The sequence below is a fragment of the Pseudomonas sp. NFACC24-1 genome, from assembly GCF_900115235.1.
GTDB classification, from domain to species: Bacteria; Pseudomonadota; Gammaproteobacteria; order Pseudomonadales; family Pseudomonadaceae; genus Aquipseudomonas; species Aquipseudomonas fluorescens_AA.
This window is the reverse complement of record NZ_FOVS01000002.1, coordinates 31,359-57,092: the sequence shown is the minus strand read 5'-3', so window position 1 is coordinate 57,092 and position 25,734 is coordinate 31,359. Positions and strand designations below refer to the sequence as shown.

Sequence of the window (25,734 nt, the reverse complement as noted above, 5' to 3'; positions counted from 1 at the left end):
TTGCTCGCGATAGCCGCGCCGCAGTTGTTATTTGATGCCTATAAAAAACAGATTCTCGTGGAGCCTCGCTGATGAAATCCTATGAAGTCAACTTTGACGGTCTAGTGGGGCCGACCCATAACTACGGCGGGCTCTCGTACGGCAACGTCGCGTCCCAGAGCAACAGCCAGCAGTCCTCCAACCCCAAGGAAGCGGCGTTGCAGGGCCTGGCGAAAATGAAAGCGTTGATGGACATGGGATTCCAGCAAGGTGTGCTGGCGCCGCAGGAGCGTCCGGACGTGGCGGCCTTGCGCCGGTTGGGCTTTGCCGGCAGCGATGCCCAGGTGATCCAGCAGGCCGCGAAAGAGGCGATGCCGTTGCTGGTCGCCAGTTGCTCGGCCTCCAGCATGTGGGTGGCCAACGCCGCCACGGTCAGCCCAAGCGCCGACACCGCCGATGGACGCGTGCATTTCACCGCCGCCAACCTGAATTGCAAATACCACCGCAGCATCGAACACCCGACCACCAGTCGTGTGTTGGGGGCGATGTTTGCCGACCAGCAGCACTTCGCCCACCACGCCGCGTTGCCGGCGGTGGCGCAGTTCGGCGATGAAGGCGCGGCCAACCACACCCGTTTCTGCCGTGCCTACGGCGAGGCCGGCGTCGAATTCTTCGTCTTCGGTCGCAGCGCCTTCGACACCCGTTATCCCGCACCGCAGAAATACCCGGCGCGCCAGACCCTGGAAGCCTCCCAGGCCGTTGCCCGCCTGCATGGGCTGCGGGAGGAGGGCGTGGTGTACGCCCAACAGAATCCGTCGGTGATCGACCAGGGTGTGTTCCACAACGACGTGATCGCGGTGGGCAATGGTGAAGTACTGTTCTATCACGAGGACGCGTTTCTCGAGACCGACAGGATGCTGGCCGAACTGAGCGGCAAACTCGCCAAGGTTGGTGGGAAATTTCAGTCGGTGTGCGTGCCGCGTTCGGCGGTTACTGTCGATGACGCGGTACGTTCCTACCTGTTCAATAGCCAGTTGCTGTCGCGTCCCGACGGCTCCATGCTCTTGATCGTGCCGGAAGAGTGCCGCGGCAACGAACGCGTCTGGCAATACCTGCAAGGCCTGACGGGCGCTGGCGGGGTCATTCGCGAAGTGAAGGTCTTCGACCTCAAGCAAAGCATGCAGAACGGTGGCGGCCCGGCTTGCCTGAGATTGCGCGTGGCCCTCAATGAAACCGAGCTGGCGGCCGTCAACCCAGGGGTTATCATGACCGCGCCGCTGTACGATTCGCTGACCCAATGGGTCGAGCGGCACTACCGCGACCGCATGACCGAAAATGACCTGGCAGACCCGCAGTTGCTGCTCGAATGCCGTGGGGCACTGGATGAACTGACACAAATCCTTAAACTTGGCGCGGTTTATCCTTTCCAGATCAATTGAAAGCGCGCGCGACCTGACTACAGTCAAAGCAGGGCGCGTTGCCTTATCCCCAGACGAGAACCTGAAGACATGAGCGATACCCTGCAGCTGATCCTTGAAGACACCGACGGCACCCAACTGGAAACCTCCTGCACCCGTGTCGCGGTGATGTGGCAAGGCAAGGAGTTGTGGATCCAGCAGGATGGCCGCGGTCAGTTGCTGATCGGCGTCGATGTCGAGGAAGGGGACGAGGAATACGCCAACCTGTTGTTGCGTCCATTGGCGACCAACCTGGTCAGCCTGCAACTGGAAATGGAACCGGCGGACGTCGGCGACGATGACCATGTCCATGGCCCGGATTGCGGCCACGACCACTAAGGAAACCGCGCTATGCTCGCCCTCGGCAAACTGCTTGAACTGACCCTCGCCGGCCGTGAACCGGCGGAGAAGACTCAACTGACTGTCGAAGGCGTACGGATGCGCTGGTTGAGCGAGGGCGCGCTGGAGGTCAAGCCGCCCGAAGCCCGGGATAACGGCCTGGACCTGCTGCTGTCGGCCGGTATCCACGGCAATGAAACCGCGCCGATCGAATTGCTCGACCGCCTGCTGCACGACATTGCCCGTGGCGACCTGAAACCGCGGGCACGCATTCTGTTCCTGTTCGGCAACCCCGAGGCCATCCGGCGCGGTGAGCGTTTCGTCGAACAGGACGTCAACCGGCTGTTCAATGGTCGCCATGAGCTCAGTGGCGGTGCTGAAGCGCTGCGGGCCTGCGAGCTGGAGCGGCTGGCCGCCAGTTTCTTCAGTCGGCCGGAGCGCAGTCGCTTGCATTACGACCTGCACACCGCTATCCGCGGCTCGAAAATCGAGCAGTTCGCCCTTTATCCATGGAAGGAAGGCCGCGCGCATTCACGCCGTGAGCTGGCGCGCCTGTGTGCCGCGGGCATGGAGGCGGTGTTGCTGCAGAACAAGCCGTCTATCGTCTTCAGTGCCTACACCTACGATCAGCTCGGCGCCGAGTCCTTCACCCTGGAACTGGGAAAGGCCCGGCCATTCGGGCAGAACGACGGGGTCAACGTCAGCCTGCTGGAAACCCGCCTGCAACAGATCATCGAAGGCAACGAGCCTGAGCTGGATGAAGGCCTCGACGGTCTCCAACTGTTCAGCGTGGCACGGGAAATCATCAAGCACAGCGACAGTTTCCGCCTGAACCTGCCGGCGGACATCGAGAACTTCTCCGAGCTTGAAAAAGGTTATGTGCTGGCCGAGGACATCGCCCAGACCCGCTGGGTGATCGAAGAGGAGGGCGCCCGGATCATTTTCCCGAACCCCAAGGTCAAGAATGGCTTGCGGGCCGGGATCCTGATCGTGCCGACGACTGACGAAAACCTGGCTTGAAGCCACATCTTTCAAATGTGGGAGCGGGCTTGCTCGCGAATGCGGTGTGTCAGTAAAAATATTGGTTAACTGACACACCGCATTCGCGAGCAAGCCCGCTCCCACAGTTTTTTGGGTGATGTTTAGCTCGCTACCGCCCGCTGTTCACTGCGACGCAACGCCCGGGTCTTGTGCAGGGTGTCGGCACAGGTCTTCGCTGCTTCCTGACCCTTGTGCACGAAATGCTCGAAGAAGAATTTCTGATGTTCTTCCCCCGCATGGAAATGATGCGGCGTGAGCACCACCGAGAACACCGGCACTTCGGTTTCCAACTGCACCTGCATCAGGCCGCTGATGACCGATTGGGCGACGAACTCGTGACGGTAGATGCCCCCGTCCACCACCAGGCCGGCGGCGACGATGCCGGCGTAGCGGCCTGACTTGGCCAGCAGCTTGGCGTGCAGCGGAATCTCGAAGGCGCCGCCGACTTCGAAGAAGTCGATATCGCTTTCCTGGTAACCCTGGGTGATCATTTCGGCGACGAAGCCTTTACGGCTCTGGTCGACGATTTCCTTGTGCCAGCAAGCCTGGATGAACGCGATGCGCTCGCCCGGATGACTTTTGCTTTTGCTGTCGATTGCAGTGGGTTGCATGTTCTGGTTCCTGTTTGTGTGAAAAACAGGGCGTCATGAATCGAAGGGGATTCGAGGGTACGCCGCGCACGGACAGTCGCAGTCGGCCCTTGGGTGCCAATCCCGTTCTCTCTTCATCCGGACTATGACCGTCGGCCCCGGGATCACACCGGGTCTGCTGACCTTGCCGCTACACCCCAAAAAGCGGTGTAGCACCAAGCGCTCGCGGGCTATGCACGTTGCGTGCAATTACCGCCGGTGGGGAATTACACCCCGCCCTGAGAACGTTTTGCCGCCATGATTTTTGGCGACGCAGGATTTTTAACACATAACCTACTGTGGGAGCGAGCTTGCTCGCGATAGCGGTGGTTCAGCTTGTGTTGATGCTGGATACACTGCCGCCATCGCGGGCAAGCTCGCTCCCACAGGTGTTCTGGATAATCTTCAGGCTTTCCGTCGATCAGTCTTGATTATTCTTCACCATGCCCGCAGTAATTGCCCTTCGAAAGGGAATTCCCCCACCAGAACCCGAGGCCAGATTCATGAGTGTTATCGATCTTCGCAGCGACACGGTCACCCAACCTACCGCCGGCATGTTGGATGCCATGGCCAGCGCGCCGACCGGCGATGATGTGTATGGCGAAGACCCGACCGTCAATCGCCTCGAAGCCGAACTGGCGGCGCGCCTGGGCTTTGCCGCGGCGATGTTCGTGCCCACGGGCACGATGAGCAACCTGTTGGGGTTGATGGCCCACTGCGAGCGCGGCGATGAGTACATCGTCGGTCAGCAGGCCCACACCTACAAATACGAGGGCGGCGGTGCGGCGGTGCTCGGTTCGATCCAGCCCCAGCCCCTCGAGGTGCAGGCGGACGGTTCCCTGGACCTGGCGCACGTCGCCGCGGCGATCAAGCCCGATGATTTTCACTTTGCCCGCACCCGCCTGCTGGCCCTGGAAAACACCATGCAGGGCAAGGTGCTGCCCTTGGAATACCTGGCCCGTGCCCGGCGTTTCACCCAGGAGCATGGCCTGGCCCTGCACCTGGACGGGGCGCGGCTGTACAACGCCGCGGTCAAGCTGAATGTCGACGCCCGGCAGATCACGCAACATTTCGATTCGGTGTCGGTGTGCCTGTCCAAGGGCCTTGGCGCTCCGGTGGGCTCGGTCCTGTGCGGCAGCGTCGAGTTGATCGGCAAGGCCCGCCGCCTGCGCAAGATGGTCGGTGGCGGCATGCGCCAGGCCGGGATCCTCGCGGCGGCCGGGTTGTATGCCCTGGAACATCAGGTCCAGCGCCTGGCCGATGACCACGCCAATGCCCAGCGGCTTGCCGAGGGCTTGCGTGGGGCGGGTTACGAGGTCGAGCCGGTGCAGACCAACATGGTCTACGTACAAATGGGCGAGCGGGCCGAGGCGATCAAGGCGTTTGCCGATGAACGGGGCGTCAAGCTCAGCGCGGCGCCACGCCTGCGACTGGTGACGCACATGGACGTGAGCGCGGCGCAAATCGATCAGGTGATCGCCACTTTCGTCGAATTTTCTCGCCAATGACCCGCTAACCGGGGCAATTGACAGTTTCTATCGTATAAACACGCTGTACCCCACGCGCAGGGCCGATATAATGCGGCCCTTTGCCGTTGCTTCGTCTGTTGACGTTTTGCACAGGCCTTTGGCCGCAGCCTCCGTGGAAGAACCTAATGAAAAGCGCAGAAATCCGTGAAGCCTTCCTTCGCTTCTTCGAAGAGCAAGGCCACACCCGAGTAGCCTCCAGCTCTTTGATTCCGGGCAACGACCCGACCCTGCTGTTCACCAACGCGGGGATGAACCAGTTCAAGGACTGCTTCCTGGGCCAGGAAAAACGTGCCTACACCCGTGCGGTAAGCAGCCAGAAGTGCGTGCGTGCCGGCGGCAAGCACAACGACCTGGAAAACGTCGGCTATACCGCACGTCACCATACGTTCTTCGAAATGCTGGGTAACTTCAGCTTCGGTGACTATTTCAAGCGTGACGCCATCACCTTCGCCTGGACCTTCCTGACGTCCGACAAGTGGCTGAACCTGCCCAAGGAAAAGCTTTGGGTAACGGTCTACGCCACTGACGACGAAGCCTATGACATCTGGACCAAAGAGGTCGGTGTCCCGGCAGAGCGCATGGTGCGCATTGGCGACAACAAAGGCGCGCCTTACGCCTCCGATAACTTCTGGACCATGGGCGACACCGGTCCATGCGGCCCTTGCACCGAGATCTTCTACGATCACGGCGCCGACATCTGGGGCGGCCCACCCGGCTCGCCGGAAGAAGACGGCGACCGCTACATCGAGATCTGGAACAACGTGTTCATGCAGTTCAACCGCACCGCCGATGGCGTGTTGCATCCGCTGCCGGCGCCGTCGGTGGACACCGGCATGGGCCTGGAGCGGATCAGTGCGGTGCTGCAGCACGTTCACTCCAACTACGAAATCGACCTGTTCCAGAGTCTGCTGAGCGCGTCGGCCAAGGCCATCGGTTGCACCAACGACAACCAGGCCTCGCTGAAAGTGGTCGCCGACCACATCCGTTCCTGCGGCTTCCTGATTGCCGACGGCGTGCTGCCTTCCAACGAAGGTCGTGGTTATGTACTGCGCCGGATCATCCGTCGCGCCTGCCGTCACGGCAACAAGCTGGGCGCCAAGGGCAGCTTCTTCTATCAGATCGTCGCGGCATTGGCGGCCGAGATGGGCGACGCCTTCCCGGAGCTCAGGTCCCAGCAGGCGCATATCGAACGCGTGCTCAAGGCTGAAGAAGAGCAATTCGCCAAGACCCTGGAGCAAGGCCTGAAGATCCTCGAGCAGGACCTGGCCGAACTCAAGGGCAACGTGGTCCCGGGCGATGTGGTGTTCAAGCTGTACGACACCTATGGCTTCCCGATGGACCTGACCGGCGACATCGCCCGCGAACGCGACCTGACCCTCGACGAGGAAGGGTTCGAGCGCGAGATGGAAGCCCAGCGGGTGCGTGCGCGTTCCGCCAGCTCCTTCGGCATGGACTACAACAGCCTGGTCAAGGTAGACGTGGCCACCGAGTTCACCGGTTATGCCGGCACCACCGGCTCGGCCAAGATCGTTGCCATCTATAAGGACGGGCAATCGGTCGACATCCTGAGCGAAGGCCAGGAAGGCGTGATCGTGCTGGACAAGACCCCGTTCTACGCCGAGTCCGGCGGCCAGATCGGCGACAGCGGTTACTTGCAGGCGGGCAGCTCGCGTTTCGATGTGCGTGACACCACCAAGACCGGCGGCGCGTTCCTGCACCACGGCGTGCTGGCGTCGGGCAGCCTGATGATCGCCGCCCCGGTGGCCGCCCATGTCGACGCCGAGGTGCGCCATGCCACGTCGCTGAACCACTCCGCCACCCACTTGCTGCACGCGGCGTTGCGCCAGGTGCTGGGCGAGCACGTCCAGCAGAAGGGCTCGTTGGTGGACAGTCAGCGCCTGCGCTTTGACTTCAGCCATTTCGAAGCCATCAAGCCTGAGCAACTCAAGGCGCTGGAAGAGATCGTCAACGCCGAGATTCGCAAGAACTCCCCGGTGGAAACCGAAGAGACCGACATCGAGACCGCCAAGCGCAAGGGCGCGATGGCGTTGTTCGGCGAGAAGTACGGCGACAGCGTGCGCGTGCTGAGCATGGGCGACTTCTCCGTTGAACTGTGCGGTGGCATCCACGCCAACCGGACCGGCGACATCGGCCTGATGAAGATCATCAGCGAAGGTGGCGTGGCATCCGGTGTGCGCCGGATCGAAGCGGTCACCGGCGCCGCGGCCCTGGCGTACCTCAACGCGGCCGAAGAACAACTCAAGGAAGCGGCAACCCTGATCAAGGGCAGTCGCGACAACCTGATCGACAAGCTGTCGGCTGTGCTGGAGCGCAACCGTCTGCTGGAGAAGCAACTCGAGCAGTTGCAGGCCAAGGCCGCCAGCGCCGCGGGCGACGATCTGTCGGCCCAGGCGGTGGACGTCAAGGGCGTGAAGGTGCTGGCCGTGCGTCTGGACGGCCAGGATGGCAAGGCGCTGCTGGCGCTGGTCGATCAACTGAAAAACAAACTCGGCCGCGCAGTGATCCTGCTCGGCAGTGTCCATGAGGAAAAGGTCGTTCTCGTCGCAGGCGTGACCAAAGACCTGACTGGCCAACTCAAGGCCGGTGATTTGATGAAGCAGGCCGCTGCGGCAGTGGGCGGCAAGGGCGGTGGTCGTCCGGACATGGCGCAAGGCGGTGGTACCGACGTCGGCGCCCTGGACGCGGCACTGGCCCAGACCGTTGCATTCGTAGAGCAGGGTATTTAAGGCAGCGTCGCCGGGCTCGTGGTCTAGTGACGAGCCCGGCCGCTGTTTGAGTGATTTATTGGGCGCCCTTCATGGGCAGAGGCGGCTTTGAAATGGCTTTGATCGTACAGAAATTTGGAGGCACCTCGGTCGGCACTGTCGAGAGAATCGAACAAGTCGCCGACAAGGTTAAGAAATTCCGTGAAGCGGGCGATGACCTGGTGGTTGTGCTGTCGGCAATGAGCGGCGAGACCAACCGTCTGATCGATCTGGCCAAGCAAATCAGCGGCGACCAGCAACCGGTTCCCCGTGAACTGGACGTGATCGTTTCCACTGGCGAGCAGGTGACCATTGCCTTGCTGGCCATGGCGCTGATCAAGCGTGGCGTGCCGGCGGTGTCCTACACCGGCAACCAGGTGCGTATCCTGACCGACAGCGCGCACAACAAAGCGCGTATCCTGCAGATCGACGACCAGAAGATTCGCGGCGACCTGAAGGCTGGCCGTGTCGTGGTTGTCGCCGGTTTCCAGGGCGTGGACGAGCAGGGCAATATCACCACCCTCGGCCGTGGCGGTTCCGACACCACGGGCGTAGCACTGGCGGCGGCTCTCAAGGCTGACGAATGCCAGATCTACACCGATGTGGACGGTGTCTACACCACCGACCCACGGGTGGTGCCTGTGGCCCAGCGCCTGGACAAGATCACGTTCGAAGAAATGCTGGAAATGGCCAGTCTCGGCTCGAAGGTGTTGCAGATCCGGGCGGTCGAATTCGCCGGCAAGTACAACGTTCCGCTGCGCGTCCTGCACAGCTTCAAAGAGGGTCCGGGCACCCTCATTACTATTGATGAAGAGGAATCCATGGAACAGCCGATCATTTCCGGCATCGCTTTCAACCGCGATGAGGCCAAGCTGACCATCCGTGGCGTGCCAGACACCCCCGGCGTGGCGTTCAAGATTCTCGGCCCGATCAGTGCCGCGAACATCGAAGTCGACATGATCGTGCAGAACGTCTCGCACGATAACACCACTGACTTCACCTTCACCGTGCACCGCAACGACTACCAGTCTGCCGAAGCGATCCTGAAAAAGACCGCTGGCGAGATCGGTGCCCGGGAAGTGGTGGGCGATACCAAGATCGCCAAGGTCTCGATCGTTGGTGTCGGCATGCGTTCCCACGCAGGCGTGGCCAGCCGCATGTTCGAATCCCTGGCCAAGGAAAGCATCAACATCCAGATGATCTCTACTTCGGAAATCAAGGTTTCCGTGGTGATCGAAGAGAAGTACCTGGAGCTGGCCGTGCGCGCCCTGCACACGGCTTTCGAACTCGACGCTGCTGCCCAGCAGGGCGAGTAAAGCGTTATCCAGAGGGCGCGGCTGGACCGCGTCCTTTGTTTTTCTGAATGGCGCGTCCCAAAACTGTTCTTTTGCCCGCGCTGGTCAATACTAGGCCTGTAGGCTTCGACCGTTTCGGTTGTAGGTCCAATGCCTTTTTTTTGCAGACTGTTGTCCCTTAAGTGAATTGCGTGAGGAGAAAGGTATGCTGATTCTGACCCGTCGGTGTGCAGAAAGCCTGATTATTGGCGATGGCGAAATCACCGTGACCGTGCTCGGCGTCAAAGGAAACCAAGTGCGTATCGGCGTCAACGCCCCGAAAGAGGTTGCTGTACACCGGGAGGAAATCTACCTGCGTATCAAGAAAGAGAAGGACGACGAACCAAGCCATTAATTTTTATCGATTTTTATGTTTGCAAACGGGGATGAAGGTGGTTAATATACGCCCCGTGTTGCGGAGAGCTGGCCGAGTGGCCGAAGGCGCTCCCCTGCTAAGGGAGTACACCTCAAAAGGGTGTCGGGGGTTCGAATCCCCCGTTCTCCGCCATTATTCGTTTAGTGCGTCAGAACCTGGCTTGATCAGTAAGTGTTTGAAATTACTGAAAAAAGCGCTTTACAAAAGGATTTGACGACCTATAATGCGCGGCAACAAATGCACTCGTAGCTCAGCTGGATAGAGTACTCGGCTACGAACCGAGCGGTCACAGGTTCGAATCCTGTCGAGTGCACCATTTAAGAGTTGTTTGCAGCAATGCAAATAACTTGGCTTCAACCAGTTGTGATCTGGTATAAAACCACAACTTGCACTCGTAGCTCAGCTGGATAGAGTACTCGGCTACGAACCGAGCGGTCACAGGTTCGAATCCTGTCGAGTGCACCAAACACCAAAAAGCCCGCGTTAAACGCGGGCTTTTTGCTGTCTACGATTTGCCTTTCACGCACCCCCTTTCATCGAACACGACCTCTGCGCTGCGACCTTTCTTCGCCTTGTAGGTATACCGTGTGCTCGAGTTTCGAATCTTGATTGAGTCTGGCTTGCCCAGGGCGCTCTCGACGTCCTGTTGGCTCATGCCGGCGACGATTCGTCGTTCCAGAATGGCATCGCGGCGTTGCCTGGCATCGATGAGGTTCCCGCAGCGGTCCTGGAACTGGCCGACCACGGTCGGCTCCTTGCGCGTGGTTGTGTTGCCGGATGTTTGCCAACGCTCCGCTTCGGGCAGCATCGCCTCGGTCGTCGGCTCGATCGAACCTGGGCTGTAGGGATGGATCTGCTGGAGTGACAGGGCTTCACCCGGGCCGCAACTCAAGGTGGTGAATGTCACGTGCCCCGCGATGCTTTCGCAGCGATGCACGGTTTGCCCGGCGGCCCACAAAGGCAGGCAGGGCAGGCTGGCGAGCAGGATCAGGTAGTGGTTGATGGGCATCCGGTCGTCCTCCTTGACGGTGCAGGAGAACAGGGTAGTCGCCGCATTTCTGTCGAGGCGTGTGTTTTCTTTTCCGGATAAGTCGTCGTAAAGGCAAAGGTTCAGCCTGCGTTCAGGTTTGTCTCGCAAGCGCTTGTTCTTGCCATGATTTTTTAGCGTTTTAAAGCGTCAAGCGGTGTATGATTGCGCCCGTCAGCCCCGCCGGGGCTTTGGAATATCTCCATGGACTTACCCAGTAGTTACTCAATATTTAGTTTTGCCAATCATGAATTAACTGATTGATCCTTCCGGCGTGCTCCACTGCTGGGAGTGGAGTTCGCCTATGACCCAAGTAGAAGTAAAAAAAACGCAGGAAAGCCTTCAGGATCGTCTCGCTCAGGTCGTTGAGCTGCTGCAGCGCCAGCGGGTCGTCGAAGACCTGACGCATCGCCAGGAAGGCCCGAATCATGACCGGGTCGAGAACCTGGTCCATCGGCAGAATCTCGTCGAGCTGCAACGCAAGCTCGATGACCTGCACTCCGCCGACGTCGCCTACATTCTTGAAGCCTTGCCCCTGGAAGAGCGTCTGACGGTCTGGCAGTTGGTCAAGGCTGATCGGGACGGTGACATCCTGCTCGAAGTGTCGGACTCGGTTCGCGAAACCCTGATCGCCGACATGGATGATCATGAGTTGCTGGCGGCGGCCAAGGAAATGGACGCCGACGAACTTGCCGACCTTGCGCCCGAACTGCCACGGGACGTTGTCCACGAACTGATGGAGGCCCTCGACGGCCAGCAACGTGAGCGTGTGCGCTCGGCGTTGTCCTATGACGAGGAGCAGGTCGGTGCGTTAATGGACTTCGAGATGGTGACGATCCGCGAGGATGTCAGCCTTGAAGTGGTCTTGCGCTACCTGCGTCGTCTCAAGGAACTGCCCGGTCATACCGACAAGCTTTTCGTGGTCGATTACGACGGCGTGCTCAAGGGCGTGCTGCCCATCAAGCGTTTGCTCGTCAACGACCCGGAAAAGCAGGTGGCCGAGGTCATGGCCAGCGATCCGGTGAGTTTCCACCCGGACGAAGATGCCTACGATGCGGCCCAGGCATTCGAACGTTATGACTTGATTTCCGCACCGGTGGTCGACAAGAACGGCAAGTTGATCGGCCGTCTGACCATCGATGAAATGGTCGACTTGATTCGTGAGGAAAGCGAAAGCGAAGTCCTCAACATGGCCGGTCTGCGCGAAGAAGAAGACATCTTCGCTTCGGTCTGGAAGTCCCTGCGTAACCGCTGGGCCTGGCTGGCGATCAATCTGATCACGGCGTTTGTCGCTTCCCGGGTCATCGGCCTGTTCGAAGGCTCCATCGAGAAGCTGGTGGCGCTTGCGGCGCTGATGCCTATCGTCGCCGGTATCGGTGGCAACTCCGGTAACCAGACCATCACCATGATCGTCCGTGCCATGGCACTGGACCAGGTCAGCACCGGCAATACATCGCGCTTGATGCGCAAGGAGCTGGCGGTCTCCTTGATCAACGGCGTGATTTGGGGAGGGGTGATTGGTGTGGTGGCTTATCTGCTTTATGGCAGCTGGTCGCTGGGGGTGGTCATGACGGCGGCAATGACGCTCAACCTGCTGCTGGCGGCCTTGATGGGGGTCTTGATCCCCATGACCCTGGCCCGCATGGGGCGCGATCCTGCCATGGGTGCCAGTGTCATGATTACCGCGGTGACCGACAGTGGCGGGTTCTTCATTTTCCTGGGGTTGGCGACGATTTTCCTGCTCTGAATCGCTCATCAAGAAACCCGCCTGCTTGGCATAAACTGTCCACTTGGAAAAAACGGCGCTTCTTTCAGAAATGGGAAGCGCCGTTTTTTTTGCGCTTCTTTCGATTGATGGGGCGTCGAGATCAAGCGTCCAAAGCAAGAGCAGCCGGCAGGTCCAGCCGCTATGCAACGGCACCACCGCTATCGCGAGCAAGCTCGCTCCCACATGGGGTCGTGGGTGTTCACGATATGTGTGCTGTCATGCATTTCAGCTGGGCCAAACGCCAGGCACAAAAAAGCCAGCACGAGGCTGGCTTGAGTGTTTTGGCTGTGATCAGGTCGCGTCTGCGGCCATCTCTACGTCATGTGCAATCAGCGAAACGAGGGCGTTCTGCTGGCGGTGGGAGAGTTGTCGGAAGCGTTGAAGCAGCTCGCGCTCATGCAAAGACAGCTCTGGGCTGTCCAGACGCATGCTCAGCTCTTCACCCAGTGCGCCTTCCTGAATCAGGCTTTGCTCCAGGCGCGCAATGATTTCAGAGTTCATGCTGCGGTGATGATTACGAGCCACCTCGGCAATGCGTTCCCGCATTCCGTCTGGCAGACGCACGACGAACTTGTCAGCCGTACGGCTGGAATAAATTGCCTTTGTCATTGGGCGCATATTTATTTAACCGGTTAGTTCAGGGGAGCGGTTCTCGGGATTGGCCGCAGGATGTCGATAGGACAAGCTCCACTGCCAAATGTTCAACCTGAATTGTTAAGAGGCCCGCATCATGCCTCAAAATTGCCAGATCATTGGCGCCAATTCTGTGACAAATTCTGATCCGGGTAAAGGCGTTATGCCAGCACCTTTCATCAAAAAATGCGGACTGGTTGGAAAAAAACAACAGGTTCGCATTTTGTGACCGTCGAATTGTGTCGTTGTGCCATACCGTCTGGCGGATAACGGAAATGGACAAAAGCACCTGCCGTCCCTGTCTTGTACAGGATAGTGGCAAATGGCCGATTTACTAGGATAAACGAGCCTGGGACAGATGAATGGTGGCCATCATCGGCCGCTAGGGCCTTGTCTGTCTTCCAGGCGGTACCATTTGCCTACACTTAAAAAACAGCGACGACATGACAAACGCAGGGCAGGTCGTTACCATGCACGCCGTCCCGCGCACCACGTTTCTCGTGGTCGGCTTGTGTCTCAGTAGCTCAATTGGATAGAGCATCCCCCTCCTAAGGGGAAGGTTGGCAGTTCGAACCTGCCCTGGGACACCATTATCAACAGTGGGTTAGCGCAATTGCCGCTCACTTTTCCTGCTTGAGTCCCATCCCCCCGTACGATTCAAACCAGGCTTGGGCGTGCCGTTCATGCCTCGCACAGCGCTTCACTCCCCCAAGCTGTGACCAACTGCCCATTTTTACCCATTTGTATCGAACATATTTCGGTCACGGGAAACTTTCTCCCCACTCTGCTATCAGACCGTCTCGGTACGTTGTAGGACTTTTCCTTCGTTTCCGATGGATTACGTACCTCGTTATTTATCTGTGTCAGTGTCAATGCCGCTTCCGGCGGGCCTGACTCACCGTGTCTTCGATTCAGGCCACAAGGATGTGACATGCAGCCAGCCGCACCCTGCCGAACGCTTAACCCGAACAGCCCTCGCCGTTGTGCTGGTGGAACCCGTTCATCCGCACAGAACGCCAAGCGTCTCGCCCTGCTGCTGATAGCGGCGTGGATGACGGGCGCGTGGAGCGCTGCGCAAGCGGCTGGACCTGAAGACGAACTATTGCGCCAGCAAGAGCGCGAGCGGGGGTTGAGGGAGCAACTGGAATCCCGGCCGGACGTGCGCCTGCAGGCGGCACCCGTGGATGAGGGTATCGAGCGCTTGCCTGCCAAGGAGACGCCTTGCTTCGCCATCAATGACATCCGCCTGATCGGCGAGGCGTCGGAAAAATTCCAGTGGGCGTTGCGCGCCGCCAATCCCGAGGATGATCCCGCCATCGGTCGTTGCCTGGGCGGCGGCGGGATCAACCTGACGATGAAGCGCATGCAGAATGCGATCATCGAGGCCGGCTACGTCACCACTCGCGTACTCGCCGAAGCCCAGGACTTGAACAGTGGGGTGCTGGTGTTGACCCTGGTGCCAGGGCGCATTCGCGAGATTCGTTTCGAGGAGGGTACCAGCGCCCGCGCCAATGCCTGGAACGCGATGCCGGCCAATCCAGGCGATCTGCTCAACTTGCGCGACATCGAACAGGCGCTGGAGAACTTCAAGCGCGTGCCGACCGCAGAGGCCGACATCAAGATCGCACCAGCCCGTGCCGCCGACGCCAGGCCCGGTGAGAGCGACGTGGTGATCGCCTGGAGCCAGCGGTTCCCCGCCCGGGTGAGTCTGTCGGTGGACAATTCCGGCAGCAAGAGCACGGGCAAATACCAGGGCAACGTATCGCTGTCCTTGGACAACCTGCTGTCGCTCAACGATTTGTTCTACGCCAGCGTCAACCATGACTTGGGCGGCGGCGAGTCCGGGCACCGCGGTTCCGATGGCAGCACGCTGCATTATTCGCTGCCGTTCGGCTACTGGCAGTTGGGGTTCACCAGCAGCGAATACAACTACGAACAGTCTGTTGCCGGTGCTAACCAAACCTATCAGTACCGAGGCGAGAGTCGTAACAACGAGTTGCGCCTGTCACGCCTGCTGTACCGCGACGCCGTTCGCAAGACCACCGCCTGGGGTAGCCTGTGGACGCGCTCGTCGGAGAATTTCATCGACGACACCGAGGTCGGCAACCAGAAACGCCGCATGGCCGGCTGGCAGTTGGGGTTGGACCATCGGGAGTTCATTGGCGCTTCGATTCTTGACTTGGGTGTCGCCTATCGTCGCGGCACCGGTGCCCACGACGCGCTCAGGGCTCCTGAGGAAGATTTCGACGCCGGTACGTCGCGCTCGCAGATCATCACCGCCGATGCCCAATTGCAGGTGCCGTTCCAGGTCGGCGATCAGCGCCTGCGCTACATCGGTGGCTGGCGCGCGCAATGGAACCGCACGCCGTTGGTGCCCCAGGATCGCTTCTCCATCGGCGGGCGCTACAGCGTGCGCGGCTTCGATGGTGAAAACATTCTTTCCGCCGACCGTGGCTGGACCCTGCGCAACGAAATCGGCCTGTCCCTGGGCCAGACCGGCCAGGAGCTCTACACCGGCATCGACTATGGCGAAGTCAGCGGCCAATCCAGTGAGTTCCTGATCGGCCAGCGCCTGGCGGGGGCCGTGGTGGGCATACGCGGCGGTTACAAGGGCCTGTCCTATGACTGGTCGGTGGGTACGCCGTTGAAGAAACCCGATGGTTTCGAGACGGCCAACGTGACCAGCGCGTTCACCGTCATCTGGTCATTCTGAGGTGATCCCATGCAGTTCGAGACGCTAGACATTATCGCTCCCGGCCTGATCGACGAACCCTGGAGCGAAGCCGCAGTGTTCGGCTCCGCCACCTGGTTGTGGATGCATTCCAAGGCCCATCGCGATGCGCCGTTGCACACCTTGCCGACGTTGCTGTTGCCGGCGCTCAAGCATCGCCAGTTCGTGCTCGGCTCCGAACACGGCAAGCCGGTGTTCTACCTGTCCTGGCTCAACCTCGACGAGGCAGCAGAGCAACGTTACCTGCGCCAGTCGCCGCTGGCGCTGAGCCAAGAGGACTGGAACAGCGGCGAGCGCCTCTGGCTCAACGACTGGGTCGCCCCCTTTGGCCACACGGCGGTATTGCGCCGCCTGTTGCAACGTCACCTTTTCATCGATCGCTGCGCCCGAGCCCTCTATCACCGAGGCGACGAGCGTGGCCTGCGGGTCAAGACATTCCAAGGGATCGGGGTCATCCCCGAACAGGCCCAGGCCTGGTTTGCCGCCCACCCGCTGGCAGTCGAAGCGTAACTCCAACCACTGGTCGTGCGGGCAGGCTCCGCAAATGGAATTGCTATGAACAAGCATCTTTACCGAATCGTTTTCAACAAGGCCCGCGGGCTGTTGATGGTCGTGGCCGAGAACGTCACCAGCCAGGTCAAGGCGCCGGGGACCCGCTCCGGACCGACGACGGGCGCAGCGGCTTGCACGGCGACACTGGGGGCGTTGCGCTTTGCCGTCATGACAGCGATCGGCCTGGTGTCCTTGAGCGTGGCACCGACCTGGGCCGGCACCATCGTCGCCGACCCAGGCGCTCCGGCGGGCCAACGACCGACGGTGATACAGAGCGCCAACGGCACGCCGCAGGTGAATATCCGCGCGCCCAGCGCCGGCGGTGTCTCGCGCAACACCTACAACCAGTTCGATGTCGATAGCCGGGGGGTGATCCTCAACAACGGCACGGGCAACAGCCAGACGAAACTGGGCGGTTGGATCGAAGGCAACCCGATGCTGGGCAATGGCAGCGCGCGGGTCATCCTCAACGAAGTCAACTCCAGCAACCCCAGCCAATTGCGCGGTTACGTCGAAGTCGCCGGCCAGCGTGCCGAAGTGGTCATCGCCAACCCATCCGGTATCACTTGCAACGGTTGCGGCTTCATCAATGCCGACCGGGCCACCCTCAGCACCGGCCGGGCGCAGTTGGAGAACGGTCGCATCACGGGCTACACCGTGCAGGGCGGCGCGATCAACATCGAAGGCAAAGGCCTGGATGCCCGCGAGGCCGATTACACGGACCTGATTGCCCGCTCGGTGCAGGTCAACGCCGGGGTATGGGCCAACGACTTGAAGGTCACCGCCGGACGTAATCAGGTCAATGCCGACAACACCCAGGCCACGCCGCTGCCAGGCGCCGAGGGAGAAAAACCCACTGTTGCCATCGACGTTGCCAAGCTCGGCGGCATGTATGCCGGGAAGATCATGCTGGTGGGCACGGAGTCCGGCGTGGGTGTGCGCAACGCCGGGCAGATCGGCGCCATGGCTGGCGAGGTGGTGATCAGCGCCGACGGCAAATTGCAAAACCAGGGTGCGATCAGCAGCGCAACGGCGACGCAAATCACTGCCGCCAGCGTTGAAAACAGCGGCACGCTCTACGCCAAGGGCGACCTGAGGCTCGACAGCGTCGGTGATATCGACAACAGCGGCACCGTTGCCAGCCAGAACCACACCACACTCACCGCCAAGACCATTCGCAGCACCAAGGCCTCGAGCCTGGCGGCGGGCGTTGGTGCGGACGGCAAGCTGGGCAAAAGTGGCAACCTCGCGCTGCGGGCCACCACGATCAAGGCGCAAGGCCAGAACCTTGCCGGCGGTGATCTCGGCGTCGGGGCCGCTGACCTGGACCTGAGCGGCAGCCAGACCCTGGGCCGCAACGTCACTCTGACGGCCAGTTCCGGCGATGCCAACCTCAGTGGCAGCCAAGTCGATGCGACCCAGGTGCTGACCGCCAAAGCGGCCAAGACCCTACGCACCGATGGGGCGAAAGTCAGCGCTGGCAACCTGCAATTGAGTGCGCGGGATGTGTCCAATACCGGTGGTGAACTGGTGCAGACGGGTATCGCCGATACTTCGATCACCGCCGCCGCCACGCTCGACAACAGCGGTGGCCGTATAGCCTCCAACGCCGGCAACCTGAAGCTTGGCGCCAATCGCCTCGACAACGGCAACGGCAAGGTCGAGCACGCCGGTAAAGGCACCCTGGACATCCAGGCCAACCAGTTGGCCGGCAGCAAAGGCACCCTGGCGAGCAATGGCAAGTTGAGCGTCAAGGCCAGTGAGGTGGTGGTCGATGACGGCCTGACCCAAGGCCAACAGATCACGCTCGACACCACGACCCTGTCCAACCAGCGTGGGCGCATTCTCCAGACCGGCGCGCAACCGTTGCAGGTCACCGCCCGTGAACGCTTCGACAACCAGGCCGGGCAAGTCAGCGGTCCCGCAGCGGTGGTCTTGACGGTCGGCACGTTGAACAACCAGGGCGGCAAAGTCCTCGCCACCGATAACGGTGCGTTGACCGTCACGGCCGACAAAGAGATCAATAACGGCAGCGGGACGCTGGCTGCCAGCGGTACGACAAAGATCAGCGGCGAGGCGCTGGATAACACCCAAGGCACGGTGAGTGCCGGCGGTGAGCTGGACGCAACGTTCGATCGCTTGAACAACATCGGTGGCACCCTGGCCGCGACCCAGCGCATGGAGATCATCGCCGGGCAGTTGAACAACACCAACGGCGTGCTGGGCTCGGTGAAGTCCGGGTTGCTGGTCAGTGTTTCGGCGGATGCGCTGAACAACAGCGGCGGGCGCCTTGAAGCGCTGGGCGATATCACGCTGTCGGCCCAAGGTTTGAATAACCAGGGCGGGGTGATCAGTGGCCAGGCCTTGGACCTGAACAGCCACGGCCTGCTGATGGACAACAGCCAGGGCACGTTGAATGCCGGCGCGACCCTCGACCTGCGCAGCGGTGAGTTGCGCAACGCGGCGGGCCTGATCCAGGCCAAGGGCAAGCTGTTCATCGACACCGGCAGCCAGGCGCTGAACAACCTTCAGTCCGGCACCACCCAAGGCATCAGCGGCCAGGACGCGGTGGAAATCCATAGTGCCCATTTCAACAACAGCGCCGGTTTCCTCGGGGCCAAGGGCGCGCTGGTGCTCAAGGCCACCGACCTGACCAACGGCAGCGGCGGCCAGATCATTGGCCAGAAGAGCGTTCAGGTCGAAGGCGCCCGGGTGGATAACCGTGGCGGTCAGTTGCAGGGCCTCGGCGATGTCCAGTTGGTGCTGGGTGAGACGCTCAACAACCAGGGCGGACTGGTGCGCAGCGCGGGCACCCTGGGCGTGACTGCCGACGTGCTCGACAACAGCGCCACCCAAGGTGCCAACCAGGGGCTCGAAGGTCGTGCCATGAGCCTGGCGCTCAACACCTTCGGTAACCAGGCCGGTGCCGTGCGCGCCGACCAAGGGTTGTCCATCGGCGTCAGCCAAGCGTTGGATAACCAGGGCGGCCTGATTTCCTCGGGGGCCGGCCTGACCATCACCGATCGCGATCCGGCGCAACGTCGCCAGTCGGTGCACAACCTCGACGGGACGTTGCTCGCCGGCAGCCTGTTGTCCCTCAACGCCGCCTATTACGCGGGCACCGGTCGGGCCCTGAGCCTGGGCGACCTGACGTTCAGCCTGCAAAGTGGTCTGGACCTGAGTGGACAGATCCAGGCCAATAACAAGGTTGACCTGAGCACCGACGGAGCTTTCAACAACAGCGGAAAACTGCTGGCGGGCAATCTCCTGCTGGTGCACTCGCAGACGCTGGACAACGCCGCCAGCGGTGAGATCAGCGCCGGCCAGGTTCGCCTGAACGTCAACGACAGCCTGACCAACCGTGGCCTGATCGACGGCCAGCAAGTGCGTGTGCAGGCGCTGTCGCTGAATAACCTGGGCACCGGGCGCCTGTACGGTGATCGATTGGCGATCGCCACCTCGGCACTGAGCAACCGCGATGAAAACGGTGTCGCCGCGACCATCGCCGCCCGCGAATCGCTGGACATTGGCACCAGTACCCTGGACAACCGCGAACAGGCGCTGATCTTCAGTGCCGGGGACCTCGCCATCGGCGGAGCGCTGAGCGCCACTGACAAGGCCCAGGAGCGGGCCCAACTGCTGACCAATGCCAGTGCGACCATCGAGGCCCTCGGCAACCTGTCGCTCGATGTGCAAAGCGTGCGCAACACCAATGAACACTTCAGCACTCAACAGGTGGAAATCAGCCGCACGGCCTTGCAGGAGTTCCAGCTCAGCGGTTCGCCGAACCGCTACCAGGGTGACCAGATTACCCTGAGTCACGATGAGGTCTATTACCTCAACACGCCTGAGGGGCGCAAAGACAACTGGAACCGCTACGACTACACCCGCGTGGTCCAGGAAACTCAGATCGCCACCTCGGCACCGGCGCAGATCCTCTCCGGCGGGACGATGCAGATCAACGCAGGCGATGTGCTCAACGACAAGAGCCGCATCATTGCCGGTGGGTTGTTGCAGGCCAACATTGCCAGCTTGACCAACACCGAATTGACCGGCCAGCGCACCACCTCCGACAGTGGCACCGCTACGAATTTCTATCGTATCCAGCGCAAGGGCCGGGACCGCCAAGGAACAGCCGTCACGGCCTACACGCCTGCCCCCTTGATCCAGGACATCACCCTGCAACCGACCGTGTTCGCCCAGAACGCCGCTGGCAACGGGACCGGCACCCAGATCGGCGCCCGCGCCACACAGGCCGTCAGCGAGCAGATAGCCGCCACAGGCACGGTCAGCGCCCCGGTCGACAGGACCTATCAAGTGGCGCCCATCGTTCAGGTTGCGGCCCAGACCACCCTGAACGGCAAGGGCGTGGCCGAGCAGATCCGCAGCGGCGGGCCATCCCTGGCATTACCGAACAACAGCCTGTTCAGTACCAACCCCCAGAGCACCAGCCGCTACCTGGTCGAAACCGACCCGCGTTTTGCCAGCTATCGCACCTGGCTGTCGTCGGACTACATGTTGCAGCGCCTGCAAGTCGACCCGGCACTGACGCAACAACGTCTGGGCGACGGTTTCTATGAGCAGAAGCTGATTCGCGAGCAAGTGGCGCAACTCACCGGCCGGCGTTTCCTCGACGGCTACGCCAATGACGAAGCGCAATACCGTGCCCTGATCGACAACGCCGTGACCGTCGCCAGCCAATGGCAACTGGTGCCTGGCGTGGCCCTGACCTCCGCGCAGATGGCCCAGTTGACCAGCGACATTGTCTGGCTGGTGCAGAAGCAGGTGACCCTGGCCAACGGTGACATCCGCAACGTGCTGGTGCCGCAAGTGTACGTACGGGTCCAGGAGGGCGACCTCAACGGTTCCGGCGCCCTGATTGCCGGGCAGCAGTTGAACCTGAACATCGCCGGCGACCTGGTCAACAGTGGCAGCCTCGCCGGGCGCAGCGTCATGGCGATCACCGCGCAGAACATCGAGAACCTCGGTGGGCGTATCCAGGCCGACAAGGCGTCGCTCACCGCGCGGGAAAACCTCAACAACCTCGGCGGCCTGATCGGTGCCGTGGACAGCCTGTCGGTCAAGGCCGGGCAGGACATCAATGTCATTTCCAGCAGCCGGGACAGCAGCAGTGCCCAAGGCACCCGCACCAACCTGTCGCGGGTCGCCGGGCTGTTCGTCAGCGGCGACCAGGGCACGATGGGTGTGAGTGCCGGCAACGACCTCAACCTCACCGGGGCCCAGGTGGTCAATGCCGGCAAGGGCGGCAGCACGTTGCTGGAGGCGGGCAAGAACATCAACCTGGCCACCGTGGGCGAAGCGCACGAGCAAGGGCTGACCTGGAACAGCAGCAATTGGCGCAAGGACGCCAGCCGGACCGAAGTCGGCTCCCTGGTCCAAGGGCAGGGCGACGTGCGCTTGAGCGCGGGCCAGGACCTCAACGCCCGCGCCGCCCGTGTCACCAGCGAGCAAGGCGCGGTATTCGCCGAGGCCAAGCGCGACGTCAACCTGACCGCCGGCCAGAACTACCAGTTCGCCGATGAAGCGCACAAGGTCAAAGGCAGCAACGGGATGTTCTCCAGCAAGACCACCACAACCCGTGACACGATCAGCCAGACCTCGGTCGAAGGCTCCACCCTGAGTGGCGAACAGACCTATGTGCAGGCCGGTCGCGACATCAACCTCAAGGGCAGTAACGTGGTGTCCACGACCCAGACGGTTCTGGTGGCGGACAACAACGTCAACATCGAAGCCGACACCGCCAGCAGCAGCGAGCGCCACGACAAGTCCGTGAAGAAAAGCGGCCTGTTCAGCGGCGGTGGCATCGCCGTCACCCTGGGGACCCAGCAACAGAGCGTCAAGGACCTCACCACCGAGCACACGGCTGCGGCCAGCACCGTCGGCTCGACCGCCGGCGATGTGTTGATCGAAGCGGGCAAGGGCTATCGCCAGGTGGGCAGCCAGGTGTCGGCGCCACAAGGCAACATCGACGTCACGGCGCAGACCATCGACGTCGTCGAGGCGCGCAACACCCGCGAACGTGAGCGTGAAACCCTGTTCAAGCAGACCGGGTTCACCCTCACCGTGACCAACCCGGTGATCAGCGCGATCCAGACCTCCCAGCAAATGAAACAGGCCTCGGAGAAAACCGACGACGGGCGCATGAAGGCCCTGGCCGCCGCCACCGCCGTGCTGGCCGCCAACAACGCGGCGACCGCCGTGGCGATGGACCCGGGTTCGGCCGGCGGGATCAACATCAGCCTGTCGCTGGGCACCAAGAAGAACGAAAGCACGACCACCTACACCAGCGACAGCGCGGCCGGTTCGACCATGACCGCCGGCAATGACATCCGCCTGCGCGCCACGGGCGCCGGGGCCGCCAGCAACATCACCGTGCAAGGCAGCGATATCAAGGCCGGACGCAACGCCAGCCTGCTGGCGGACGGTGACATCAACCTGCTCGCCGCCCGCAATACCGACAAGCAGGAAACCGACAGCAAAGGCAGCAGCGCGAGCATCGGCATCGGCTTTTCCCTGGGCGGTACCCGCAACGGTTTCACCCTGGACCTGGGGGTATCCGGCAGTCGCGGCCAAGCGGATGGCGATGGACTCACCCACACCAATACCCATGTCCAGGCCGGCAACCAGTTGCTGCTGGCCTCCGGCGGCGACACCAACCTCAAAGGCGCGGTGGCCAGCGGCAAACAGGTCCTGGCCGACATCGGCGGCGACCTGAACATCGAAAGCCTGCAAGACACCAACACCTATGTGGTCGATGAGAAGAGCCTGGGCGTTGGCATCAGCCTGTGCATTCCGCCGTTCTGCTACGGCATGAGTTCGGTCAGCGGTGCCAGTGGCAGCTTCGGCGCCACGGATATCGATTCCAACTACGCCAGCGTGACCGAGCAATCGGGCATCAAGGCCGGGGACGACGGCTTCGACATTCGCGTGGGCGGCAACACCGACCTGGTTGGCGGCGTCATCGCCAGCAGCGACAAGGCGGTGCAGGACGGCAAGAACCGCTTGGTCACCGCCAGCCTCACCAGCCGCGACATCAAGAACAAGGCCGAGTACGACGCCAGCACCGTCAGCGTCGGTGGCGGCTATCGCGAAGTCGGCAAGGACCAGCAGGGCAACGCCACCAGCGGCGGCACGCAAACCCCTGGCACCGACTTGCCGAAGAACGATAACGACCTCAGCGCCACCATGCCGATTGCCATCAGTGCCAGCGACGACGCCAGCAGCGTCACCCGCAGCGGCATCAGCGGCGGCACCATCGTCATCAGCAACGACGCCGAGCAACAGAAGCGCACCGGCAAGAATGGCGAGCAAACCGTCGCCAGCCTCAACCGCGATGTCTCCAGCGACCGCGACACCACCAACACGCTCAAGCCGATCTTCGACGAAGACGAAATCCGTGCCGGTTTCGAAATCGTCGGAGCGTTCGCCAACGAGGCCAGCACCTTGCTCGCCAACAAGGCCAAGGAAGTCGACCTCAAGCGCAAACAGGCCGAGGCGGCTCAGGCAGCGGCCCTGGACCCCAACGCCCAACTCACCGACACCGAACGCCTGGCGCTGCTCGGCAACGCTCAGCGCCTCAATGCCGAAGCCAGCGGCATCGCCGACAAGTGGGGCGCGGGCGGTACCTACCGGCAGATCACCACCGCCCTGGTGGGCGCGGCCAGCGGCAATATCAGTGGCGGCAACAGTGCGTTCGTCCAAGGGCTGGTGGTCAATTACGTGCAACAGCAGGGCGCCGGCTACATCGGCGACCTGGTGGCGGACGGCAAGCTCACCGAAGGCTCGCCGTTGCACGCCGCCCTGCACGGCATCGTCGCCTGCGCAGGTGCCGCCGCCAGCAGCCAGAGCTGTGGCAGCGGCGCCGCGGGCGCGGCGGCATCGAGCCTGCTCACCGGCCTGTTCTCCGAAGCCAGCCCCGATGAAAGCGAAGCCCAGCGCGAAGCCAAGCGCAACCTGATTGTCAGCATCGTCACTGGGCTGGCCGCTACCAGCTCCTCGCTGGACCCGGCCACCGCCACCAGCGCGGCCGGTGCCGCGGTGGACAACAACTGGCTGGCGACCCAGCAATTGGTCCAGGCCGAGAAGGAATATGCTGAGGCTGACCTGGTGGGTAAAGCTAAAGTGGTTGCCAAGTGGGGGTACATCTACCAAAAACAAGAAGTTCTGACCCGGTTCGGCATCGGCAAGGGCTTGGCGCAGGCGGGTTGGAGCGACGTCGAAGGGCTGGCGCAATTCCTCCTTAACCCGGTTGAAGGGATCAAAGGGATCAAAGCCTTGATCGACAATCCCGAGGCTCGCCAGAAACTCGGCGACTCCCTGGTCAATGACGCTAACGCCAAAATCGAGCGCATCCAAGACGCTCTGGAACACGGCGGCGACGAACGTGCCGTGCAATTGGGCCAGGATATTGGCGAACTGGTTTGGCAAGTCGGCACCATCGTCACGGGCGTGGGGACGGCGGCCAAGGGCGGCTTGACCTTGGCGAAAGCCGGGATCAAGGTGGGGGCGGAAGGGCTTGAAAAGATGGCCGATATGGCCAAAATTGCCAAAGCTGAAGCGTCGGCTGGTAAGCCGATGAACTGGACCAGTGTGGAGGGGGCGTATAGCGGGAAGCTTGATGGGGGATATGGCCCTGGCACGACGACCGTTAATGGGAAGGTTGTCGAGAATCCTGGGGATTACAGTGCTGGGATAAAAAAACCTAGTAAAGTGCTTCGCGAAGTAGAAATTAACTCTGGTGGTAAGGGCGCATGGTCCAAAGAGCTCAATAAGCCTGAACCTAATACAATTTATAAGGTTGATGGAAATAAAGTTTATCAAACAGATAGTTTGGGGCGCGTTGAAAAGGTTGAGTCTGAACTTTCGCTTATGAAAAATGATAGGAACACATACCAGCAGTGTGTCGCTGGTAAGTGCGGAGTTGCTGGTGATGAGGGAGGGCATCTGATTGCAAGTATTTTTAACGGTCCTGGTGAGAAGTTAAATTTACTTCCCATGAATGGGAATTTAAACAAAGGTGAGTGGAAGGTGATGGAGAATGCATGGGCTTCCGCACTCAAGGAGGGTAAGAGCGTTAGCGTAAAAATCGAGCCTGTGTATACAGATGCTGGCCTCAGGCCGGATAGATTCAATGTTAGGTACTCGATTGATGGTGGACGTCCTGTGATTGTTGATTTTAAAAATGCACCTAAAGGTGGAAACTGATGAGTGAACAGAGGCTGTATCAAAAAATTGGCCAGCTTTTATTGGACGCTGGTCCCTCGGAGGCTCAGAAAATAGTTGTTAGAGCTAGACTTTTTGCCGAGGGCGACGGAGGAAGTTATGAGTTTGATTATTTCGATAAGACAAACCGCTCAAGTTGGTTTGATCCAGACAGCAGGGCCGTGGGAGATTTGACGGAGTTGTTGGTTGAGCTTCGGCGCTATTATGTTGAAAATGGATTGTGCCAAAATGGAAAGGCTTGGTCTTCGTGTGCAGTTACGTTGGATGTAGAGCGGATGAAAATTAGTATTGACTATAATTATGATGATTAGGTTTTTTGTGAAGGTAGGGG

15 protein-coding genes, 4 tRNA genes and 1 riboswitch are annotated in these 25,734 nt (G+C 61.0%); of the genes, 16 read left to right on the top strand and 3 right to left on the bottom strand.

Annotation, left to right across the window (positions count from 1 at the left end; translation table 11 throughout):
• The first annotated feature begins 71 nt into the window (after nucleotides 1-71).
• From astB to astE, 3 genes are all read left to right on the top strand, one after another.
• Nucleotides 72-1,418 carry an N-succinylarginine dihydrolase gene (astB, locus tag BM317_RS02410; RefSeq protein ID WP_092169850.1) on the top strand — a complete coding sequence of 449 codons (1,347 nt, stop codon included), beginning with the start codon at nucleotides 72-74 and terminating at the stop codon, nucleotides 1,416-1,418.
• A gap of 69 nt (nucleotides 1,419-1,487) precedes the next feature.
• Nucleotides 1,488-1,775 carry a hypothetical protein gene (locus BM317_RS02405; RefSeq protein WP_003178862.1) on the top strand — a complete coding sequence of 96 codons (288 nt, stop codon included), beginning with the start codon at nucleotides 1,488-1,490 and terminating at the stop codon, nucleotides 1,773-1,775.
• Nucleotides 1,776-1,787: 12 nt separating this feature from the next.
• Nucleotides 1,788-2,795, top strand: a complete 1,008-nt coding sequence (gene astE, locus BM317_RS02400) for a succinylglutamate desuccinylase (protein WP_092472959.1) — start codon at nucleotides 1,788-1,790, stop codon at nucleotides 2,793-2,795.
• A gap of 122 nt (nucleotides 2,796-2,917) precedes the next feature.
• On the opposite strand, the gene BM317_RS02395 is transcribed toward astE, so the two are convergent.
• Nucleotides 2,918-3,427: a 6,7-dimethyl-8-ribityllumazine synthase gene (locus tag BM317_RS02395; RefSeq protein WP_092472957.1), complete on the bottom strand. Its 510-nt coding sequence runs from the start codon at nucleotides 3,425-3,427 to the stop codon at nucleotides 2,918-2,920.
• A gap of 100 nt (nucleotides 3,428-3,527) precedes the next feature.
• A riboswitch (FMN riboswitch) is annotated at nucleotides 3,528-3,696 on the bottom strand.
• Nucleotides 3,697-3,948: 252 nt separating this feature from the next.
• Here BM317_RS02395 and ltaE point away from each other — a divergent pair.
• From ltaE to BM317_RS02360, 7 genes are all read left to right on the top strand, one after another.
• The gene (ltaE, locus tag BM317_RS02390) at nucleotides 3,949-4,953 is read left to right on the top strand and encodes a low-specificity L-threonine aldolase (RefSeq protein WP_092169860.1); all 1,005 of its coding nucleotides are present in this window, start codon (nucleotides 3,949-3,951) and stop codon (nucleotides 4,951-4,953) included.
• Nucleotides 4,954-5,099: 146 nt separating this feature from the next.
• Nucleotides 5,100-7,721 (top strand): alanine--tRNA ligase, encoded by a 2,622-nt coding sequence (gene alaS / locus BM317_RS02385; RefSeq protein ID WP_092169864.1) that lies wholly within the window; start codon nucleotides 5,100-5,102, stop codon nucleotides 7,719-7,721.
• 92 nt (nucleotides 7,722-7,813) lie between these two features.
• Nucleotides 7,814-9,055 (top strand): aspartate kinase, encoded by a 1,242-nt coding sequence (locus BM317_RS02380; protein ID WP_060741016.1) that lies wholly within the window; start codon nucleotides 7,814-7,816, stop codon nucleotides 9,053-9,055.
• Nucleotides 9,056-9,239: 184 nt separating this feature from the next.
• Complete coding sequence (csrA, locus tag BM317_RS02375) at nucleotides 9,240-9,428, top strand: carbon storage regulator CsrA (protein ID WP_003178872.1); 189 nt, start codon at nucleotides 9,240-9,242, stop codon at nucleotides 9,426-9,428.
• Nucleotides 9,429-9,490: 62 nt separating this feature from the next.
• A tRNA-Ser gene (locus BM317_RS02370) sits at nucleotides 9,491-9,581 on the top strand.
• Between the two features lie 107 nt (nucleotides 9,582-9,688).
• Nucleotides 9,689-9,765 (top strand) — tRNA-Arg (locus tag BM317_RS02365).
• Between the two features lie 72 nt (nucleotides 9,766-9,837).
• A tRNA-Arg gene (locus BM317_RS02360) sits at nucleotides 9,838-9,914 on the top strand.
• A 40-nt stretch (nucleotides 9,915-9,954) separates the two neighbouring features.
• On the opposite strand, the gene BM317_RS02355 is transcribed toward BM317_RS02360, so the two are convergent.
• Entirely contained in the window at nucleotides 9,955-10,458 is a 504-nt protein-coding gene (locus tag BM317_RS02355) for a cell envelope protein SmpA (RefSeq protein WP_092472955.1), read from the bottom strand.
• Between the two features lie 322 nt (nucleotides 10,459-10,780).
• On the opposite strand from BM317_RS02355, the gene mgtE reads away from it, so the two are divergent.
• The gene (gene mgtE, locus BM317_RS02350) at nucleotides 10,781-12,223 is read left to right on the top strand and encodes a magnesium transporter (RefSeq protein WP_060741018.1); all 1,443 of its coding nucleotides are present in this window, start codon (nucleotides 10,781-10,783) and stop codon (nucleotides 12,221-12,223) included.
• A gap of 312 nt (nucleotides 12,224-12,535) precedes the next feature.
• On the opposite strand, the gene BM317_RS02345 is transcribed toward mgtE, so the two are convergent.
• Nucleotides 12,536-12,862, bottom strand: coding sequence for an Arc family DNA-binding protein (locus BM317_RS02345; RefSeq protein WP_092169876.1), 327 nt, complete (start codon nucleotides 12,860-12,862; stop codon nucleotides 12,536-12,538).
• 528 nt (nucleotides 12,863-13,390) lie between these two features.
• Here BM317_RS02345 and BM317_RS02340 point away from each other — a divergent pair.
• The 5 genes from BM317_RS02340 (at nucleotide 13,391) to BM317_RS02320 (ending at nucleotide 25,714) form a co-directional block, all read left to right on the top strand.
• Nucleotides 13,391-13,467: transfer RNA gene (locus BM317_RS02340), tRNA-Arg, on the top strand.
• Between the two features lie 461 nt (nucleotides 13,468-13,928).
• Entirely contained in the window at nucleotides 13,929-15,590 is a 1,662-nt protein-coding gene (locus BM317_RS02335; protein ID WP_092472953.1) for a ShlB/FhaC/HecB family hemolysin secretion/activation protein, read from the top strand.
• A 9-nt stretch (nucleotides 15,591-15,599) separates the two neighbouring features.
• Entirely contained in the window at nucleotides 15,600-16,118 is a 519-nt protein-coding gene (locus tag BM317_RS02330; RefSeq protein WP_092169883.1) for a toxin-activating lysine-acyltransferase, read from the top strand.
• A gap of 45 nt (nucleotides 16,119-16,163) precedes the next feature.
• A complete protein-coding gene (locus BM317_RS02325) occupies nucleotides 16,164-25,385 on the top strand; it encodes a two-partner secretion domain-containing protein (protein ID WP_092472951.1) in 9,222 nt (3,073 codons plus the stop codon).
• Complete coding sequence (locus tag BM317_RS02320) at nucleotides 25,385-25,714, top strand: immunity protein YezG family protein (protein WP_072412253.1); 330 nt, start codon at nucleotides 25,385-25,387, stop codon at nucleotides 25,712-25,714. The genes BM317_RS02325 and BM317_RS02320 overlap by 1 nt, the downstream gene beginning before the upstream one ends.
• The last annotated feature ends 20 nt before the right edge of the window (nucleotides 25,715-25,734 follow it).

Coding starts and splice junctions, on each gene's coding strand:
- astB (WP_092169850.1), top strand. CDS start 72: ATGAAATCCTATGAAGTCAACTTTGACGGTCTAGTGGGGCCGACCCAT.
- BM317_RS02405 (WP_003178862.1), top strand. CDS start 1,488: ATGAGCGATACCCTGCAGCTGATCCTTGAAGACACCGACGGCACCCAA.
- astE (WP_092472959.1), top strand. CDS start 1,788: ATGCTCGCCCTCGGCAAACTGCTTGAACTGACCCTCGCCGGCCGTGAA.
- BM317_RS02395 (WP_092472957.1), bottom strand. CDS start 3,427: ATGCAACCCACTGCAATCGACAGCAAAAGCAAAAGTCATCCGGGCGAG.
- ltaE (WP_092169860.1), top strand. CDS start 3,949: ATGAGTGTTATCGATCTTCGCAGCGACACGGTCACCCAACCTACCGCC.
- alaS (WP_092169864.1), top strand. CDS start 5,100: ATGAAAAGCGCAGAAATCCGTGAAGCCTTCCTTCGCTTCTTCGAAGAG.
- BM317_RS02380 (WP_060741016.1), top strand. CDS start 7,814: ATGGCTTTGATCGTACAGAAATTTGGAGGCACCTCGGTCGGCACTGTC.
- csrA (WP_003178872.1), top strand. CDS start 9,240: ATGCTGATTCTGACCCGTCGGTGTGCAGAAAGCCTGATTATTGGCGAT.
- BM317_RS02355 (WP_092472955.1), bottom strand. CDS start 10,458: ATGCCCATCAACCACTACCTGATCCTGCTCGCCAGCCTGCCCTGCCTG.
- mgtE (WP_060741018.1), top strand. CDS start 10,781: ATGACCCAAGTAGAAGTAAAAAAAACGCAGGAAAGCCTTCAGGATCGT.
- BM317_RS02345 (WP_092169876.1), bottom strand. CDS start 12,862: ATGCGCCCAATGACAAAGGCAATTTATTCCAGCCGTACGGCTGACAAG.
- BM317_RS02335 (WP_092472953.1), top strand. CDS start 13,929: ATGACGGGCGCGTGGAGCGCTGCGCAAGCGGCTGGACCTGAAGACGAA.
- BM317_RS02330 (WP_092169883.1), top strand. CDS start 15,600: ATGCAGTTCGAGACGCTAGACATTATCGCTCCCGGCCTGATCGACGAA.
- BM317_RS02325 (WP_092472951.1), top strand. CDS start 16,164: ATGAACAAGCATCTTTACCGAATCGTTTTCAACAAGGCCCGCGGGCTG.
- BM317_RS02320 (WP_072412253.1), top strand. CDS start 25,385: ATGAGTGAACAGAGGCTGTATCAAAAAATTGGCCAGCTTTTATTGGAC.